The 18,335-nt window shown below is 39.4% G+C and carries 11 protein-coding genes and 1 pseudogene; 11 read left to right on the top strand and 1 reads right to left on the bottom strand.

From position 1 onward, the window contains the following. Positions 1-81 precede the first annotated feature (81 nt). Entirely contained in the window at positions 82-2,550 is a 2,469-nt protein-coding gene (locus H4J76_RS01940) for a S8 family serine peptidase (RefSeq protein WP_182230007.1), read from the bottom strand. A 700-nt stretch (positions 2,551-3,250) separates the two neighbouring features. Between H4J76_RS01940 and H4J76_RS01935 the strand changes: the two genes are divergently transcribed. From H4J76_RS01935 to nirB (H4J76_RS01885), 11 genes and pseudogenes are all read left to right on the top strand, one after another. Then, on the top strand, positions 3,251-4,723 hold the full coding sequence (locus H4J76_RS01935; RefSeq protein WP_182230006.1) for a NarK family nitrate/nitrite MFS transporter: 1,473 nt from the start codon (positions 3,251-3,253) through the stop codon (positions 4,721-4,723). Positions 4,724-4,729: 6 nt separating this feature from the next. After that, positions 4,730-6,511, top strand: a complete 1,782-nt coding sequence (locus H4J76_RS01930; RefSeq protein ID WP_182213416.1) for a bifunctional protein-serine/threonine kinase/phosphatase — start codon at positions 4,730-4,732, stop codon at positions 6,509-6,511. Between the two features lie 217 nt (positions 6,512-6,728). Next, the gene (nirB, locus tag H4J76_RS01925; RefSeq protein WP_182230005.1) at positions 6,729-9,272 is read left to right on the top strand and encodes a nitrite reductase large subunit NirB; all 2,544 of its coding nucleotides are present in this window, start codon (positions 6,729-6,731) and stop codon (positions 9,270-9,272) included. A 26-nt stretch (positions 9,273-9,298) separates the two neighbouring features. Further along, positions 9,299-9,634 carry a nitrite reductase small subunit NirD gene (gene nirD, locus H4J76_RS01920; protein WP_182202631.1) on the top strand — a complete coding sequence of 112 codons (336 nt, stop codon included), beginning with the start codon at positions 9,299-9,301 and terminating at the stop codon, positions 9,632-9,634. Positions 9,635-9,986: 352 nt separating this feature from the next. Then, positions 9,987-10,622 (top strand): ANTAR domain-containing response regulator, encoded by a 636-nt coding sequence (locus H4J76_RS01915; protein WP_259366313.1) that lies wholly within the window; start codon positions 9,987-9,989, stop codon positions 10,620-10,622. A gap of 41 nt (positions 10,623-10,663) precedes the next feature. Further along, the gene (locus H4J76_RS01910; protein ID WP_182213412.1) at positions 10,664-11,737 is read left to right on the top strand and encodes a CmpA/NrtA family ABC transporter substrate-binding protein; all 1,074 of its coding nucleotides are present in this window, start codon (positions 10,664-10,666) and stop codon (positions 11,735-11,737) included. Positions 11,738-12,138: 401 nt separating this feature from the next. Further along, a complete protein-coding gene (locus H4J76_RS01905; protein WP_182230069.1) occupies positions 12,139-13,485 on the top strand; it encodes a CmpA/NrtA family ABC transporter substrate-binding protein in 1,347 nt (448 codons plus the stop codon). A 123-nt stretch (positions 13,486-13,608) separates the two neighbouring features. Beyond that, complete coding sequence (locus H4J76_RS01900; RefSeq protein WP_259367705.1) at positions 13,609-14,565, top strand: ABC transporter permease; 957 nt, start codon at positions 13,609-13,611, stop codon at positions 14,563-14,565. Between the two features lie 24 nt (positions 14,566-14,589). After that, positions 14,590-15,441: an ABC transporter ATP-binding protein gene (locus H4J76_RS01895; RefSeq protein ID WP_182230003.1), complete on the top strand. Its 852-nt coding sequence runs from the start codon at positions 14,590-14,592 to the stop codon at positions 15,439-15,441. A gap of 60 nt (positions 15,442-15,501) precedes the next feature. Continuing rightward, complete coding sequence (locus tag H4J76_RS01890; protein ID WP_182230002.1) at positions 15,502-16,686, top strand: alginate export family protein; 1,185 nt, start codon at positions 15,502-15,504, stop codon at positions 16,684-16,686. 116 nt (positions 16,687-16,802) lie between these two features. Then, a pseudogene (nirB, locus tag H4J76_RS01885) lies at positions 16,803-18,257 on the top strand (nitrite reductase large subunit NirB); the annotation flags it as partial. Positions 18,258-18,335: the final 78 nt, after the last annotated feature.

Below are 18,335 nucleotides of genomic sequence, written 5' to 3'. Positions count from 1 at the left end.
GCTTTTACTAATAACAAAACCAAGCCTAGTCAGGTTGGTTTTGTTATCAATGTTAATTATATAAATGTTAAGTGTTAACAGTTATTTACGTAAGTATCCATCATATAATCGACTAATGATAATGGCATAGTCTCCACGCTTAACAACGCTGGCTGGTTCAAAGTAAGCAACAACGGTTGGCGATAGGTCATAAGGTCCTTGTTCAATAGCGAAACGAACCCCGATTAATGACATATCTATTGCAGCCTGCACATAACCTTTTAGCGCTTCATTAATATCGCTTGAGTCCTTAACAGCAATACGTTCACCGTTATATTCGACGGTTATATCACCACTAAAGTCTTTAACTTGTCTTTCTAATCCGAGTGCCTGTACCAGTGAATAAGCTAACTCTTGTTTATTCACCTTAGCGTGTGGTTGAAAACTATCACCATTAGAGATCATCACCGGTGCTTGGTTTTGTACTCGATCTTTAAGCGCTGAGCCAGTTTCCGTGACGGCATCAACGAAGGGGGCGTGTTTCGCGTTAACATCTGTAAAGACTGTTTTATTATCATTTAAGAAGCCACGGTGCTGTCTAATTGACATACCCATGACTAAATATTGCGCCAGCTCTTTACGTCTTAACTTAGCATCTGGACGATAAGATTGATCGTTTTTACTATCAACTAAACGCTCACTGACCGCAAATTCAATTGCTTTTTCTGCAGGATGTCCGGCAATGTCGCTTAGGCCTTCGTAGCCACCTGAGGTTAAAATTGAAATATCACCTTCGATATATTCAGGAATACCAGGACCATTAGTGGTACCTGTTGGATCAGCTTGTACACCTGATAAAGAAGTGATGCCAAAGGCAGATAATTTCCATTCTCCGGTTTGTGCTGGTGCAGAAACTCGCATGGTGCTACTTAGCACAGGCGTTGTTAAGTTACCAAAATAGACGGTACCGTCTGGAGCTTCCAATTTAAGTTTAACCAGATTGGCCAATGTTTCAGAAGAAGCACTTATCCATGCGGCATCATCTTGAACGTTAAATAGATGGACTTCAGGTTCACCTACTGGGGTAAATAAAACGCTAAATGGCTCAGGTGATTCATCATCAATAATAATCGCATTGGCATTAAAGGTATTGAGATTGTTCACCGTTGCACTGTTTTGTTCGTTATAACCTAGGGCTCCAGCAACTGCTGCATATGCATTGACATGACCCGCGCCAACTTCCCAAGATTGGTAACCTGGCATATTAGTAGCTGTTTCTTGAAGAATAGTTTTTATTTGTAAATTGGTTAAATTGGGATTAGCTTCCCACATCAAGGCAATAATACCGGCAACATGAGGCGCGGCCATCGAAGTGCCTGAAATTCTTGTGTAAAATGGTAAGTATTCGTTTTCAATCACACCAATATCATCGGCACCACCATTAGAAGCGATATTGGTTTTAGCACGTGTCGAAATAATATCAACACCTGGGGCAACAATAGTCACTTCATTGATATAAGTCCAAGCTGAACCGTCTGGCATCCTAAAATCACCGCTTTCACCACGTTTACCCCGCGATGAAAAATCGATTAAATCGCCTTGCTTGGTACTTGCACCAACAGAGATGCCCCATGGGATTTGAGCATATGGATTATGCGTGTCTTCGCCTGAACCACTATTACCGGCAGCAAATACCGATATAATGCCCACTCTGTGCGCTTTATAAGACGCTAAAGATATTGGACCTGCAGAGTCATATTTGCCACTAGAGCCCCAAGAGTTACTCATCACTCTTATAGGAGAGTTAAAATCCCAAACGTGGGTAATAGCATAATCATAGCCGCCCAGCGCATCTAAAATAGAAAGACCCGCGCCAGAGCCATAACCAATAATATCAGCGCCAGGTGCTGCACCTTGGTATTTGCCGCCAGAGTGAGTCCCCCAACCGCCTACAGTACCGGCACAATGTGTACCATGACCAACATTTAAGTCAGTGTTACGTTGACCTTCTAGCCACATACCGTCAAAACCTGTTAAGGAAAGCGCTTGAGCATGGGTAACGCCTTGCACATTTTCAATCACTTTAACGCCATATTCTAAATCATCTAATGTTGCATCGATGCCTGAATCATTAACAATAACGGTAACGCCCTTACCCGTGTATTTCATGCCATTGTTGTTGTCGAATGCGCTAGATTGTAGTTTTTCTACACCTGTTATCTGACGTGCTTCAGCATTATAATATTCTAATGAACGGTTAGCGAATATCGAACGAACACCTGGCATTGCCGCTAAGTGATTAATCTGATTAGCGTTTGCCATTACACCTACGATAGGTAATGATTTAAACTGTACACCTTGAGTTAAACCAAGGTTTAATAAGCTTTGCAACTGGGTAGTTGTTAATGCATCAAGTTGATCATAGGAAACAACAACCATAGCGCTGTCCGTTACTGTCATATTTTGTAATTGTTGCTCTAATTGAGAGCCAATGACTGCAGCTGCGGTTGCACTAAGACTGATACCTGCGATTGACATGGTTAATGCCATGTTCTTTATTATTGTCTTCATACTTTATATCTACCCGTCTTTAAAAGTGTATTTTATTTACGCTATTATTTGACAAGATTTTGGCAAATAAGACCATCGGGAACAGCCCCTACTTTATGCGGGGGAAAACCCCTAGCTGTGAATTTTCCAGATAAGTCATTAAGGAGATTTAAGCGGCGTTCTGTTTTAGCACAGCCATTTTTTCACCCTCTTAATTCATACGCTAATAACTGGCTTTGGTACTTTTAAACAGCAAGCCACTATATCTTAAATAACATCACCTGAGACTTAATCAAGCGGACAGTTCCGTCACTATTTTTCTGGTGACCTAACCTCAAATCAACACCACTATTGACTCAACCATAAAGCGCTTCTCTAACTAATCTCTTTCAATAACAATCGTTTTTTAGAGGATTGTACTTATAAGGAGCGTAATACCATTACTGTTTTATTGACTCCTTTTTAAAGGTGTCTGCTAAATATAAGTGCTCATTAATGATGCATTGATTACTGACTATTTTTTTGCACTCTATTTGTGCGTATTCGTCATTGTCTTGTGCACCAAAAATTATCAACACAATAAAAATAACAATAAAGTCTTTTAAAACAATGTGATAGATAAAGTAATAATGATGGCACTACCTTTGCTCTACGTAACTCAATCAATGATGAGTATTAAATAAACCTGCTTATTTAATTGACTCAATTTTAGGAGTGGTACATGAGCGGTCAAGAAGGTCTCAATATATTTTCATTCAAAGGTAAGATGAAAGCATTACATATGAGTTGGATAGCGTTTTTCATTACGTTTGCTGTTTGGTTTAACTTTGCTCCCTTGGTGTCAGTTATTGCTGATTCATTAGGGCTAACAAAAGCTGAAATAAAAACATTAATGTTATTAAACGTAGCGTTAACCATTCCAGCGCGTGTTGTCATTGGTATGCTTACCGATAAATACGGTCCGCGCTTAACATTCGCGGTTTTGCTTGGTGTGTGTAGTATCCCTTGTTTTATGTTTGCGCTTGCAGATACGTTTGAACAAGCGGCACTTTCGCGCTTCTTAATAGGTTTTATTGGTGCGGGTTTTGTTATTGGTATCCGTATGGTTTCTGAATGGTTCCCCGCTAACGAATTAGGGACGGCTGAAGGCATTTATGGGGGTTGGGGTAACTTTGGTTCAGCCGCTGCTGCCATGTCACTACCTACACTAGCGTTAGCCTTTGGTGGTGAAGATGGCTGGAGATACGCCGTTGCTTTTACCGGTGTATTAAGCTTGGTTTTCAGTGTTGTCTGGTATCAAAACGTAACGGATACACCTAAGGGTTCAACGTATTTCAAGCCTAAACAAACAGGTGCAATGGAAGTGACCTCAACGGGCGACTTCTTCTTATTACTCATTATGAAAATTCCTATGTATGGCGCTTTAGCTTTACTCACCTGGAAATTATCACCTGCCGGTGTCAGTTTATTAACTGAACAAAGTGCCGTCATTGCCTACATTAGCTTAGTGGTTTTGTTTGCCATTGAATTAAAACAAACCATTAAAGTAAACGGTCACTTATTTTCAAAACCGGTCGAAGAAATTCATCGTTACGAATTCAAGCAAGTGGCTGTGTTAAATGTGCTTTATTTTGCAACTTTCGGTTCTGAGTTGGCCGTTGTTTCGATGTTACCATTATTCTTCGCTGAAACATTCGAATTAAGCATGGTGTACGCAGCGATGTTAGCCTCTACTTATGCATTTATGAATTTAATGTCTCGTCCTGGTGGTGGTTGGTTATCAGACAAGTTTGGCCGAAAGAAAACCTTATTAATTTTAACAGCAGGTTTAGCTGCGGGTTATTTTGCCATGTCGGAAATCACCGGAGAATGGCCATTAGCCCTAGCAGTAGTAACAGCTATGGCTTGTTCTTTTTTCGTGCAAGCGGGTGAAGGAGCTGTATTTGCAGCAGTCCCCTTAATTAAACGTCGTTTAACGGGACAAATTGCCGGTATGACAGGCGCTTACGGTAACGTGGGTGCGGTGGTTTACTTAACCGTATTAACTATGGTTGATTACTCGACTTTCTTTATGGTGATTTCCGCTACCGCTGTGGTAGGCTTTATTACATTACTCTTTATGGTAGAGCCAAAAGGCACAATGACTGAGGTACGTGAAGATGGCACAGTTGAATTAATTAATGTCGGTCACTAAGCTAACATGAGTGTTATCAATACAGAGAAGCAAACGCTCCAAAGCACGGTTGTAGATTTACAACTATGCTTTGGTGGTTTTTCTCATAAAGGTTTAAAGGCAGAAAACCAAGACGCTTTTGCTGCTATTGTGCCAAAAAAACTTGAATTACGCGCTAAAGGCGCGGTTGTGGCTATCGCAGATGGAGTATCGAGCGCAAGTAAAGCCGCTGAAGCTTCACAACTTGCGGTCACTCAATTTATTCAAGAGTATCTTGCTACGCCCGAAACATGGTCTACACAGAAATCTGCCGCTAAAGTATTAAGCAGTTTAAATAACTGGTTGTATTCACAAAGCGGATTTGTTGATGCTCTAGTTAATCAAGACTCGCCTCAATGGCTAACGACTTTTTCAGCGCTTATTGCTAAATCAAACACCGGTTATATTTTTCATGTTGGCGATACCCGTATAACAAAATATCGCCAGCAACAATTAGAAATTATAACCCGTGATCATAATCGTAAACAAATAGGGCAACAGGATTTATTAACACGCGCATTAGGTGCTGATAGCCATTTAGAAGTTGATGTTTATCAAGTCGATTTACAGGCAGGAGATTTATTTATGCTAAGTTGTGATGGTATTCATGACTTTGTTAGTAAAGCTGCTTTTAAAACACTCTTTGATTCATTGCCGTTATCACCAAATAAGTCTGACTTAGAAGCTCTTTCTGAAAAAATTGTTGCCACCGCACTTGAGCGCGGTAGTCATGACAATGTGACCTGCTTACTGGTTTATATTGACGCGATACCGAATCGGAAACTGGCAGAAATTGAACGCGACCTAAGTTCAAAAGCGATCCCTCCAGCATTAAAAGTTGGGCAGAAACTTGATGATTATCTTGTTAAAAAAATAATACACGCCAGTATTCGTTCACACTTGTATTTAGTCGTCGATGTTAAAACAGATAAGCCTTATGTGTTAAAAGCACCCTCTGCTAACTTTTCAGATGACGCCTTTTATTTACAAGGTTTTATGCGGGAAGCTTGGGTGGGAGAACGCATTAAACACGTTAATGTCATGCGTGTATTATCCGCTAAAAAAGACAGCCAGTTTTTATACCATGTATGTGAATACATTAAAGGGCAAACCCTGGGTGAATGGTTACATGACAACCCTAAACCTAGCATTGCGCAGGTCCGCGATATAATGAAACAAGTGATCGGCGCATTACGATCATTTCAACGTTTAGATTTAGTTCACCGCGACTTAAAGCCCGACAATATTATGATCGATGAATATGGTCAAATTAAATTGATTGATTACGGCACCGTATTTGTCGCTTCACTTGATGAAAACCAAGAAACAATAAAAGAACAAGTACCACACGGTTCATTAAATTATATTGCACCTGAAACCTTATTGCATATGCAAGCTGATTATCAAAGTGACCTATTCTCATTGGGGGTTATTTGTTATGAAATGTTATCTGGTGAACTTCCTTACAAACCAATGCAACGTGCTGAAGTCACTATTAAAAATTATAACGATATGCAATATCGCAGCATTAAACAGTTTCGACCTGAGTTACCCTTGTGGTTAGATTTAAGCCTTCAAAAAGCAACGGCTGCAGACCCAAAACAGCGCTATAGAGCCTTTTCAGAATTTTTTAGTGATTTAAATAAACCGAGTTCATCTGCCGTTGAAGAATACAAAAACCAACCCTTGTTAAAGCGTGATCCTATCTTTTTTTGGCAATTAGTATCAACCTTATTGTTTATTGCCTTGATGGTATCTTTAGTTAATTAACCCTTTCCCCCTTTGCACTTACCGCTGATGATTATGGTGCACACCTCTGGTGCGTTGATGCCTTCACTGCAGTGCAAAATCGCTGTTACAACTCACACATAAATCACTATCTAATTGAATTTATTAAAAAAAACTACTTGGTTCGTTTATTGCTAATAACAAATCATTATCTAATTCTGCTATTACAGCAGTAATTTAAAGAAGTAGGGTTCCAAAAATGAGTACACAACCTCAGAAGATCGTCGTCGTTGGTAATGGCATGGTTGGCCATCACTTTGTTGATGAAATGGCGAAACATGCCGGCTATGAAATTACCGTTCTATCAGCTGAAGACCGTTTAGCTTATGACCGCGTTCACTTATCAGAGTACTTTTCTGGAAAAACTGCTGATGATTTAGCCATGACTACGCCAGCATATTACAACGAAATAGGCGTTAATTTTTTTACCAACGCGAAAGTCACTAATATTAATAAAGCTGCACAAACCGTGACGACTGAATCGGGTGACATTTTCGCTTACGATAAATTAGTTATGGCGACAGGATCATACCCCTTTGTTCCCCCTATTCCAGGTAAAGAACGTGACCATTGTTTGGTTTATCGTACTATTCAAGATTTAGAAGACATTCAAGCGTCAGCTAAAGCGGGTAAAGTTGGTGTGGTGGTTGGTGGGGGGTTATTAGGTTTAGAAGCCGCTAACGCCCTTAAAGAACTTGGCCTGCAGACACACGTTGTAGAGTTTGCCCCACAATTGATGGGCGTGCAATTAGACAAAGACGGCGGCGCTTTATTGCGTTCAATGATCGAAGGTATTGGTGTTCAGGTACATACACAAAAAGCCACCAATGAAATTGTCGACGGTGAAGAATGTGTTCACCGAATGAATTTTGCCGATGGAACACATTTAGAAACTGACGTCATCTTATTCTCAGCCGGTATTCGCCCCTATGATAATTTAGCACGTGAATTTGATTTAGCGGTTGGCGAGCGAGGCGGCATTGTGGTTGATAACAACTGTAAAACCTCTAACGAAAATATTTACGCTATTGGTGAGTGTGCTTTGTGGAATAACTTTATTTTTGGTTTAGTGGCGCCAGGCTACACTATGGCTAAAGTGGCTGCCGATAACATTATTGGCGGTGAACAGCAGTTCACTGGTGCAGATATGAGCACTAAATTAAAATTAATGGGTATGGATGTCGGATCGATCGGCGATGCTCATGGCCGTACTCAAGGTTGTAAAAGCTACGTCTATTCAAATCAACCTGACCAAATTTATAAAAAAATAGTGGTCAGTGCCAATGGTAAAGAATTAATAGGTGCGGTTTTAGTGGGTGATACCAGTGAATACGATACCTTATTGCAATACGCATTAAATGGTATTGAATTACCAGAAAATCCCGACGGTTTAATTTTACCTAGCTCAGGCGAAAAACCCACCTTAGGCGTGGATGCTTTACCTAATACCGCGACTATCTGCTCATGTTTGAATGTCACCAAAGGCGATATTATTGCTGCTATTGATTGTGGCGCCGTTGATGTCGGTGAAGTAAAGTCTTCAACGAAAGCAGGAACAGGCTGTGGCGGTTGTGCCGCCTTATTGAAAAAAGTAACAGATCACGAATTAGAAAAACGTGGGGTAGAAATTAGCACTGACCTTTGCGAACATTTTGCTTACAGCCGGGTTGAGTTATTTCACATTGTGCAAGCAGAACAAATTAAAACCTTTGACCTTTTAGTAGAAAAACACGGTTCAGGTTTAGGCTGTGAAATTTGTAAGCCAGCAGCTGCGTCTATTCTCGCTTCGGTTTGGAACGATTACATATTAAAACCCGACCATGTATCACTACAAGACACCAATGATGTCTTTCTAGGTAATATGCAAAAAGATGGTACTTATTCTGTCGTTCCACGTATGCCAGGCGGTGAAGTAACCCCAGATAAGTTAATTGTTATTGGTGAAGTCGCTAAAGAATATAACCTATATACCAAAGTAACAGGCGGCCAACGTATCGACTTATTCGGCGCACGTGTTGACCAATTACCGGCGATATGGAAACGCTTAATTGATGCAGGTATGGAAACTGGTCATGCCTATGGCAAATCGTTACGTACGGTTAAATCTTGTGTTGGCAGCACTTGGTGTCGTTACGGCCAACAAGACAGCATGGCAATGGCCATTTTCTTAGAAGATCGCTACAAGGGCTTGCGTTCTCCTCATAAAATTAAGTTTGCGGTTTCGGGCTGTACACGCGAGTGTGCTGAAGCACAAAGTAAAGACATTGGTATTATTGCTACTGAAAACGGCTGGAACTTATACGTCAGTGGCAATGGCGGCATGAAGCCTCGCCATGGCGACTTATTCGCGACTGATTTAGATGATGAAACCTTAGTGAAATATATCGATCGTTACTTAATGTTTTATGTACGTACCGCAGATCGTTTAACCCGTACTTCTGTCTGGTTAGAAAACCTAGAAGGCGGCTTAGCCTACATGGAGAAAATAGTTAAGGACGATCACTTAGGGATTAATGCTGAATTAGAAAAGCAAATGCAAAATGTCGTTGATACCTATCAATGTGAGTGGAAAACAACCATCGAAAGTGAAGAGCAATTAAAGCGTTTTCGTCAGTTTGTTAACTCTGACACTGTCGATGGCAACATCGAATTCGTTACTGAGCGTGATCAAATTAGACCCGCTCAAGGTGATGAGAAAAAATATGGCGTTCAAATTCAAGCCGTTGATTTAACACCTGCATAAATACGTTTACGAATAAGGAAAATAAAATGACAACAGAAAATAGCTGGCAAACCATTTGCTCAACCAGTGATTTAATTAAAAACTCAGGTGTTTGTGCATTATTAGCAAACAAAGAACAAGTGGCTTTATTCCAAGTAGGTAAGGACACCGTTTATGCTATTTCTAACTTTGATCCCTTTGGTAAAGCAAACGTTTTATACCGTGGTTTAATTGGTGAAACTAAAGGTAATATTTACGTTGCTTCACCCTTATTAAAACAACGCTTTGTTTTAAATTCAGGAGCCTGTTTAGATGATGATACTTTAGCGATTAAAACCTATGAAACACGTGTTACTGATGGAAAATTAGAAATATTTGGTTAAGGATTTCATCCTTTATTTTCATAAAAATCCTAGCGAAGTTAACGGTGCTGGGATTTTTATTTTGTACCATTCATCATTAAATTTAAGCCTAATATGACTCACTTAGCACCTGCTAAAAAAAAGTATGCATACGCGAAGATTAATTATCCCAATTCTACATGCTAAGGTGTTTAAACAGTTCAATCCTGGAAGAGGTTATTTTGGTGCATCTTTGCATCACAAACTAATAAAAACGAGTATAAAAAATCAAAGGATAATCCTAACCAATTGATATAAATTCAATTAAACTTCTGGTGTGAATTGTGCTTTAATATTTTAAATATACTTAATTCTTAATTTTAATTTGAATAAATTGAAAAATAAAACCTTGTCTTTGCCTAATAAAAATACCATATATCAGGATGTTCCATCAGGATTAAAAGTATTGCTTGCTGAAATAAACCATGCAAAAGCAAAGGTATTAATGAGCGTACTGATAAATGAGCAATATGATATCTATCATGTTGCTCATTCTGGCGTACCTTTATTAAGAGATGTTAAACAGCTAAACCCAGACGTTATCATTATTGATATAGAATCTCCAAACAGAGATATGCTTGAAAACCTCAATAAAATTTCTCAATTCGCCCCAAAACCTATCGTAGTTTTTTCAGAACAACAATGTGCCAATACTACCATTAATCAGATGGTCAAATCAGGGGTTAGTGCTTATGTTGTAGGGGAAGTTAACCAAACAAGAGTGAAGTCAATTATTGATGTGGCTATTGCGAGATTTGAGCTTTTTCAAGGACTAAAACAAGAACTTGCTGACACTAAACAAAAATTGTCTAGCCAGAAAAGTATCGATAAAGCTAAACGTTGGTTAATGGAAACAAAACAACTGTCTGAAATAGATGCGTATCACTTCATTCGAAAAATAGCGATGGATAACAGCCAGAAAATGGATGATGTTGCCAAAAACATCCTTTCTGTTGCTAGCATTTTTTAGATATTTAAAGACGTGTTAAAGAATTGTAGAGAATATCAATTATGTTTAATATTGAAAAAAAAAATATAACCCTTGGCTTTATGCCATTAACAGATAGTGCCCCCTTAGTCATTGCTCATGAAATGGGATTTTTCGAAAAATGGGGGCTTAACGTAAACCTAACAAAACAAAATTCTTGGGCCACATTAAGAGATAAATTGCATAGCGGAGTTATTGACGCCGCCCAAATGTTAGCCCCTATGCCCATTGCCTGTAACTTAGGTTTACACGGACAAAAGTCAACCGTGATTGCCCCAATGATATTGAGTCGTAACGGTAATGGCATCACGTTATCGACTAAACTCTACCAAAAAATATTATTACAACACAATACCAATGAGATCAGTATGCCATTTTCGGCCAATATATTGAGACATGAAATAGAGCAACGAAAAAAAGAAGGTAATAAATTAACCTTCGCTGTCGTTTTTCCTTATAGCTGTCATCATTATCAACTTGTTGAATGGCTAAAGAATAGTGATATCGATCCATCAGACATTAATTTATTAATTGTACCTCCTTCAAACATGGTGCCATCTATGCATTCAGGGGATCTTGATGGCTTTTGTGTCGGTAGTCCTTGGAATGCTAAAGCGGTTAGAGAAGGTGTTGGCATCACAGGTGTTACTTCTTCTGACTTATGGGAAGATTCACCTGAGAAGGTGCTTGGATTAATGTCTGATTGGCAAGTTAAGCACCCAGAAACAACATTTGCTTTAGTATCAGCTTTATATGAAGCATGCCAATGGCTTGAAAATATTCCCAATCGCTTTGAAGCAGCGAGGTTCTTGAGTCGTGCAAAGTATTTAGACACACATATCGACGTAATTGCGCCTTCATTAATGGGGAGTTGCCTAACCCTTAACAATACATCACCTCGTAAAGTAGAAAGCTATCAACAATTTTCGACATTAGGTGATCCCACATTCAATAGGCCAGCACATCATTACGGTGAAAACATTGCCAAATTAATGCAAGCGTGTGGACACATAAACAGACAACAAATAACGGATCTAGACATTACTTCGATCTACAGGGAAGATATTTATCAAGCTGTAATATATAAGAATAAGTAGAGCCTTTATTAAAATGAAGTATCTGCCTACAGGCCTATAGACACCAAAATAGTGCAAATACTTCTCACTGTTGGAGCAAAGTATTTAATCAAAAAACATAAAATAAAGTAAGCCACTGATTTTAAATACAATTAATAGGTGGCACTAATTGTGCTTTATAGTTAATAGCGTTTTCATGTTAATTCAATCAACAGCGGTTGTTTTAACGATAAAGTGAAAATTGACTCAAAACTTATTTCGTTAAAACTAATCGCACTGCAACGACGTAGTCATTATTAGTTTGGCATTGAAGCCCACAGTACTCGGATTGTATCCGAAGTACTGTGGGCTTTTTTTATTTGGAGAAAGGTATTTTGAAAACGACTTTAAAAAATGAATGTAAAAAATTATGCCGTACTGTTATTGCAGGACTATGTATTTCTGGCTCCCTACTGACTTCGTCTTTGCAAGCAGCAGAGCTAGGCTACCCAGAAAAAGAAGAACTTAAATTTGGTTTTATTAAATTAACCGATATGGCCCCTATCGCTATTGCTTATGAGAAAGGATTTTTTGAAGATGAAGGCTTATACGTCACGATTGAATCTCAAGCTAACTGGAAAGTATTACTTGATGGCGTTATAGATGGTCGATTAGACGGTGCTCACATGCTTGCTGGCCAACCCATTGCAGCAACGATTGGTTACGGGACTAAAGCTGAAATCATTACGCCTTTTTCAATGGACTTAAATGGCAATGCGATTACTGTTTCTAATGAAATTTGGAAGCAAATGAAGGTCAATATTCCTAAGCAAGCCGATGGAAGACCTGTTCATCCTATTAAAGCTGATGCCTTAAAGCCTGTTGTAGAAAAGTATCTTGATGAAGGCAAACCTTTCAACATGGGTATGGTGTTTCCAGTGTCGACACATAACTACGAGTTACGCTATTGGTTAGCGGCTGGTGATATTCATCCTGGATTTTACGCTCCTCATAAAGGTGATACATCAGGAAAGATTGACGCACAAGTGCTGTTGTCAGTAACGCCTCCTCCACAAATGCCAGCCACAATGGAAGCCGGCACTATTTATGGTTATTGTGTAGGTGAACCTTGGAACCAACAAGCCGTATTTAAAGGCATTGGTGTGCCGGTCGTTACCGATTATGAAATTTGGAAGAACAACCCGGAAAAAGTATTTGGTATTACTAAAGCCTTTGCTGACAAATACCCAAATACCACCATTCGTTTAACACGCGCATTGATTCGTGCCGCTAAATGGTTAGACGAAAACAATAATGCTAACCGTCCAGAAGCAGTGAAAATTTTATCTCAATCGAACTATGTTGGTGCTGATTACGACGTTATCGCAAACAGCATGACAGGGACTTTCGAGTACGAAAAAGGCGATGTGCGTTCAGTACCTGACTTCAACGTATTCTTTCGCTACAACGCCACTTATCCTTACTACTCTGATGCTATTTGGTATTTAACACAAATGCGTCGTTGGGGACAAATTAGCGATGACAAACCTGATAGTTGGTACAAAGATATTGCCGCACAAGTTTATCGTCCTGATATTTACATGGCTGCAGCGCAATCATTAGTTGATGACAAGTTATTGTCTAAAAGCGACTTTTCAGACTTAGTCGGTGAAGACGGTTTCCGTGCTCCTCAAAAACACTTTATTGACAACATTGTTTATGACGGTACTCAACCAAACGCCTATATAAACAAGTTTAAAATTGGCCTAAAAGCCGGTGACAAACTTTAGAACCTTGTCGTATTTTAGCCAGTACTTTACTGAGTAGTTATGCGCTGTCCATTAACTGGCAGCGCATAAAGGAGAGCAAAAATGACTGCTGTAATTAATAAAAAAACATTAGGTATTGTGCCAATGAGTAATAACAAAATAATCGGGTCCTTTATTTCAGAAAAGGCACAAGCGTTGATATTACCTATGGCCGGTATCTTCTGTTTTATGCTGCTATGGTCGTTTACGGCAAGTAGCATTGATACTTCGCTCGGAAAATTCCCTGGCCCCAGTGCAGTGGCTACTCAAGTAGTTAATTTAATTGATGAACATAATGCTGAACGCGACAAAGAAGATGCTTTTTATATTCGCCAGGACGAACGAAATAAAGTGCGCATGGCAAAAGATCCAAGCTATCAAGCTAAAATACGAGTTTATACCGGTAAAGAAACATTTTTAGACCAAATATTCACCAGTTTAGTGACGGTAATTAGTGGCTTTTTAGTGGCTGCTGTTGTTGCTATTCCCTTAGGTATTGCCATTGGTTTAAGTAAAAATTTAAATACGGCAATAAACCCTATTATACAAATTTTTAAACCCGTATCTCCTTTGGCTTGGCTACCGATAGTAACCATGGTAGTCAGTGCACTTTATGTATCTCCTGATCCTATGTTTGCTAAATCTTTTATCACCTCTTTAATCACAGTAACTTTATGTAGTCTTTGGCCTATGGTCATCAACACTTCTTTTGGTGTGGCTTCAATAAATAAAGACTGGGTGAATGTCAGTAAAGTATTAAGCCTGCCTAAACACGTTCATATTCAAAAAATTGTTTTACCTGCTTCCATTCCTGCCATTTTTACTGGCATGAGAATGTCATTAGGTATTGCTTGGATGGTACTTATTGCGGCTGAAATGCTGGCACAAAATCCAGGGTTAGGAAAGTTCGTTTGGGATGAATTCCAAAACGGCAGCTCACAATCTCTTAGTCGCATTATGACCGCAGTATTAACCATAGGCCTTATTGGCTACATGCTTGATAGAACCATGCTGCAACTGCAAAGAATATTGTCTTGGGACAAATCAAGCGCACAACTTTAGCCAATATAGGATTAAGGAAATCACATGAGCATTATTTTAGACATCAGCAAAGTAGATATGGTATTTCCAACCCCTAAAGGTGATTTTACCGCGTTAAAGGGTGTTGATTTACAAATAAAAAAAGGTGAATTCATTTCACTTATAGGTCATTCAGGTTGTGGTAAATCAACCGTATTGAATATTGTTGCCTGTTTGCACAGAGCAACATTAGGTGGCGTATTATTAAATAACAAAGAAGTAACAGAACCCGGCCCTGAACGTGCTGTTGTTTTTCAAAACCATTCATTATTGCCTTGGTTAACCGCCTATCAAAATATTGAGTTAGCGGTAAAACAAGTCTTCAAAAATAAAATGTCTTCAAGCGAAATGAAAGAATGGATCGAACATAACTTACGTTTAGTTCATATGGATCATGCAAAAGACAAGCGTCCTGATGAAATTTCAGGCGGTATGAAACAACGTATTGGTATTGCCAGAGCTTTAGCAATGAAACCAGAAGTACTTTTGATGGATGAACCTTTTGGTGCGCTCGACGCTTTAACGCGAGCTCATATGCAAGACTCATTAATGGAAATTCAGCAAAAGCTTAACAACACCGTCATCATGATCACCCATGACGTAGATGAAGCTGTTTTATTATCAGATCGCATTGTCATGATGACCAACGGGCCAGCCGCGACAATAGGCGAAATATTAGACGTCAACTTACCTCATCCAAGAAACCGTTTAGCGCTAGCAGAAGATGTTGAATATAACCGATTGCGCTCAGCTGTTTTAACTTTTTTGTATGAAAAACAAAGAAAAGTTGAAGTTATTCCTACAGCTAAATCAACTGAAAAAGCTGAAGTAAAACAAAAGACGTCCAGTGTTGCTTAATATATTTCGCTAAATTGAAAAATTATAAAAATAATTTAAAAAAACTTTAAGGGATAAACCATGAAAAACGTTCATACATTCTCAAAAATTACGGCAGTGGTTTTGTTAGCAAGTGCCAGTGCTTCAGCAACCGCAAATAGCGAGACTAAAGCTAAAGCCAGTATAGATTTAAACTTGCGATATGAAAAAGTTGATCAAGACAATACCAAAAAAGATGCCTCAGCGTTAACGCTAAGAACTCGTCTAAATTACACCAGTGCTAGCTACAATAATTTTACCGCAGTTGTTGAATTTGAAGACTCACGCCAAGTAGCGGGTATTAACAGGTATAACGATGCCGTGGGCAATAATACTGAATATTCTGTTATTGCCGATCCAGAAACGACTGAATTAGACCAAGCTTATGTGCAATACAAAAAAGATGGGATCACCGCTAAAGTCGGTCGCCAAGTACTGACCTTAGATAATCATCGTTATGTTGGGCATGTAGGATGGCGTCAAGATAGACAAACATTTGATGCCGCGACCATAACTTATGACGCATTAGACAATGTAAAAATGAGCTATAGCTACATTAATAAACGTAATCGTATTTTTTCCAATGAAAAAGATTTTAATGCAAAAGACCATTTACTTAACCTCGCCTACAAAACGAGTTATGGCAAACTAACCGTTTACAGCTATCTCTTAGAAGTTGATGAAGGAACCGCTAATAGCTTAGATACTTTCGGGGTGAGTTTTAACGGTAAAAAAGACAAGTTTTCATATTCAGCCGAATTTGCTACTCAAGATTCAGAAAGCGGCGCAACTGACTACTCTGCAAGCTATATGGCCATAGAAGGCGGCTATAGCTTTGATGCGCTAACTCTTAAATTAGGTGCAGAAGTTCTAGGCAGTGATGATTCAATGGTTGGGTTTTCAACACCCCTGGCGACACTGCATAAATTCAATGGTTGGACAGATCAGTTTTTAGGCACACCAAAAGAAGGCTTGGTTGATCTTTATGCCTCTGTGTCAGGTAAAGCATTCGGCGGCGGTTGGACAGTGACAATTCATGATTATTCTGCTGATGAATCAACCAATACGGTTGATGATTTAGGCAGCGAAATTAATGCCGTTTACGCGAAAAAATTCGCTAAGAATTATAAGGCAGGCTTAAAATATGCGGCTTACTCAGCAGGCGATTCTACTGCAGGTAAAGTTGATACAGATAAAATTTGGCTTTGGGTAAGTGCAAATTTTTAGCTCTCCAAACACACTTATAATGATAACGCTCTACAGGTTTGTTAAGCGTTATCACAAATTGTAAACCCATATCACTATTGCAGCAGGTAAATAAAATTAGCTCAAGTAACCAACAAATCATAGAGAAACAAAAAGTTGTCGTGGTCGGTAACGGCATGGTCGGTCACCATTTTGTTGAGCAATTGGCTCAAATGAACACAGCTGCTCAAGCCATTGAGATAACCGTTTTGTCAGCAGAGCCTCGCCTTGCTTATGACCGTGTTCACCTTTCAACATACTTTAGCGGTAAAACAGCGGCAGATCTGGCCATGGCTGACGAAAAAACTTACCAAGATTGGACGGTAAATTTTCAAACTAATGCCAAAGTTGTTGATATCGACCGCAGCAATAAGCATGTTGTCACGCAAAACGGCCAAGTTATCGCTTATGACAAACTCATCTTAGCCACTGGCTCTTATCCTTTTGTACCGCCTATTCCAGGAAAAGACCGCGAGCATTGTTTGGTTTATCGCACCATAGATGACTTAGATAAGATTCAGGCCAGCGCAAAGGTCAGTAAAGTGGGGGTGGTTATCGGCGGTGGTTTACTCGGCCTTGAAGCTGCAAATGCGCTAAGCCACTTAGGCTTAAAAACCCATGTCGTTGAATTTGCGCCACAATTAATGGGGGTGCAAATTGATGCTGGTGGCGGTCGCTTATTAAAAGAAAAAATTGAAGCTTTGGGTGTTGAGGTGCATACATCAAAAGCCACCAGCGTAATTGAAGACGGCAAAACCTGTCGTTACAAGCTTTGTTTTAGTGATAATACCGAGCTAGAAGCTGACCTTATTTTATTCTCCGCTGGTATTCGCCCTTATGACAATCTAGCTAAATCATTCGCACTTGAAATGGGGGAACGAGGCGGTATTGTGATTAATAACCACTGCCAAACCTCAGATGAAAATATCTATGCTATTGGTGAATGTGCCCTCTGGAACAACTTTATTTTTGGTTTAGTGGCGCCGGGTTATCAGATGGCCAAAGTGGCGGCAAAACATATTATGGGTGAACAAACCTTGTTTACCGGTGCCGATATGAGTACCAAATTGAAACTCATGGGTGTTGAAGTAGGCTCAATAGGTGACGCTCACGCAAAAACAACCGGGGCAATAACCTATACCTATCAAAATCAACCGGCTGGCGTTTACAAGAAAATTGTTATCTCTAGTGAAAAAAGCAAAATGCTTGGCGCAGTATTAATTGGTGATACCCGTGAATACGACACGTTATTGCAATATATGCTTAATGCCATAGATTTACCTGAATCACCAGAAACGCTGATATTGCCTTCATCAGGTGAAAAGCCAACATTAGACGTTGGTGCACTACCTGATAGCGCGATTATTTGTTCATGTCATCAGGTCACAAAAAGCAATATTATCAGCTCAATCGATCAAGGAGCTTATACCCTAGATGATATTAAAATTTGTACTAAAGCCAGTAGCGGATGTGGCGGTTGTAGCGCTTTATTGAAAAGTCTGGCTGAGGCAGAATTTGCAAGCCGTGCTGTGAAAGTTAAACAAGATATTTGTATAAATGTCATCGAATAAAATTCGAACATAAATAAATAAACAAAACATCCCATATAAAGCGGGCTGTATATCATTCTC

It is taken from the genome of Colwellia sp. BRX9-1 (assembly GCF_014077195.1).
In the GTDB taxonomy this organism is placed as follows: Bacteria; Pseudomonadota; Gammaproteobacteria; order Enterobacterales; family Alteromonadaceae; genus Colwellia_A.
The sequence above is the reverse complement of the archived record's forward strand: the minus strand, read 5'-3'. Positions and strand labels throughout refer to the sequence as shown.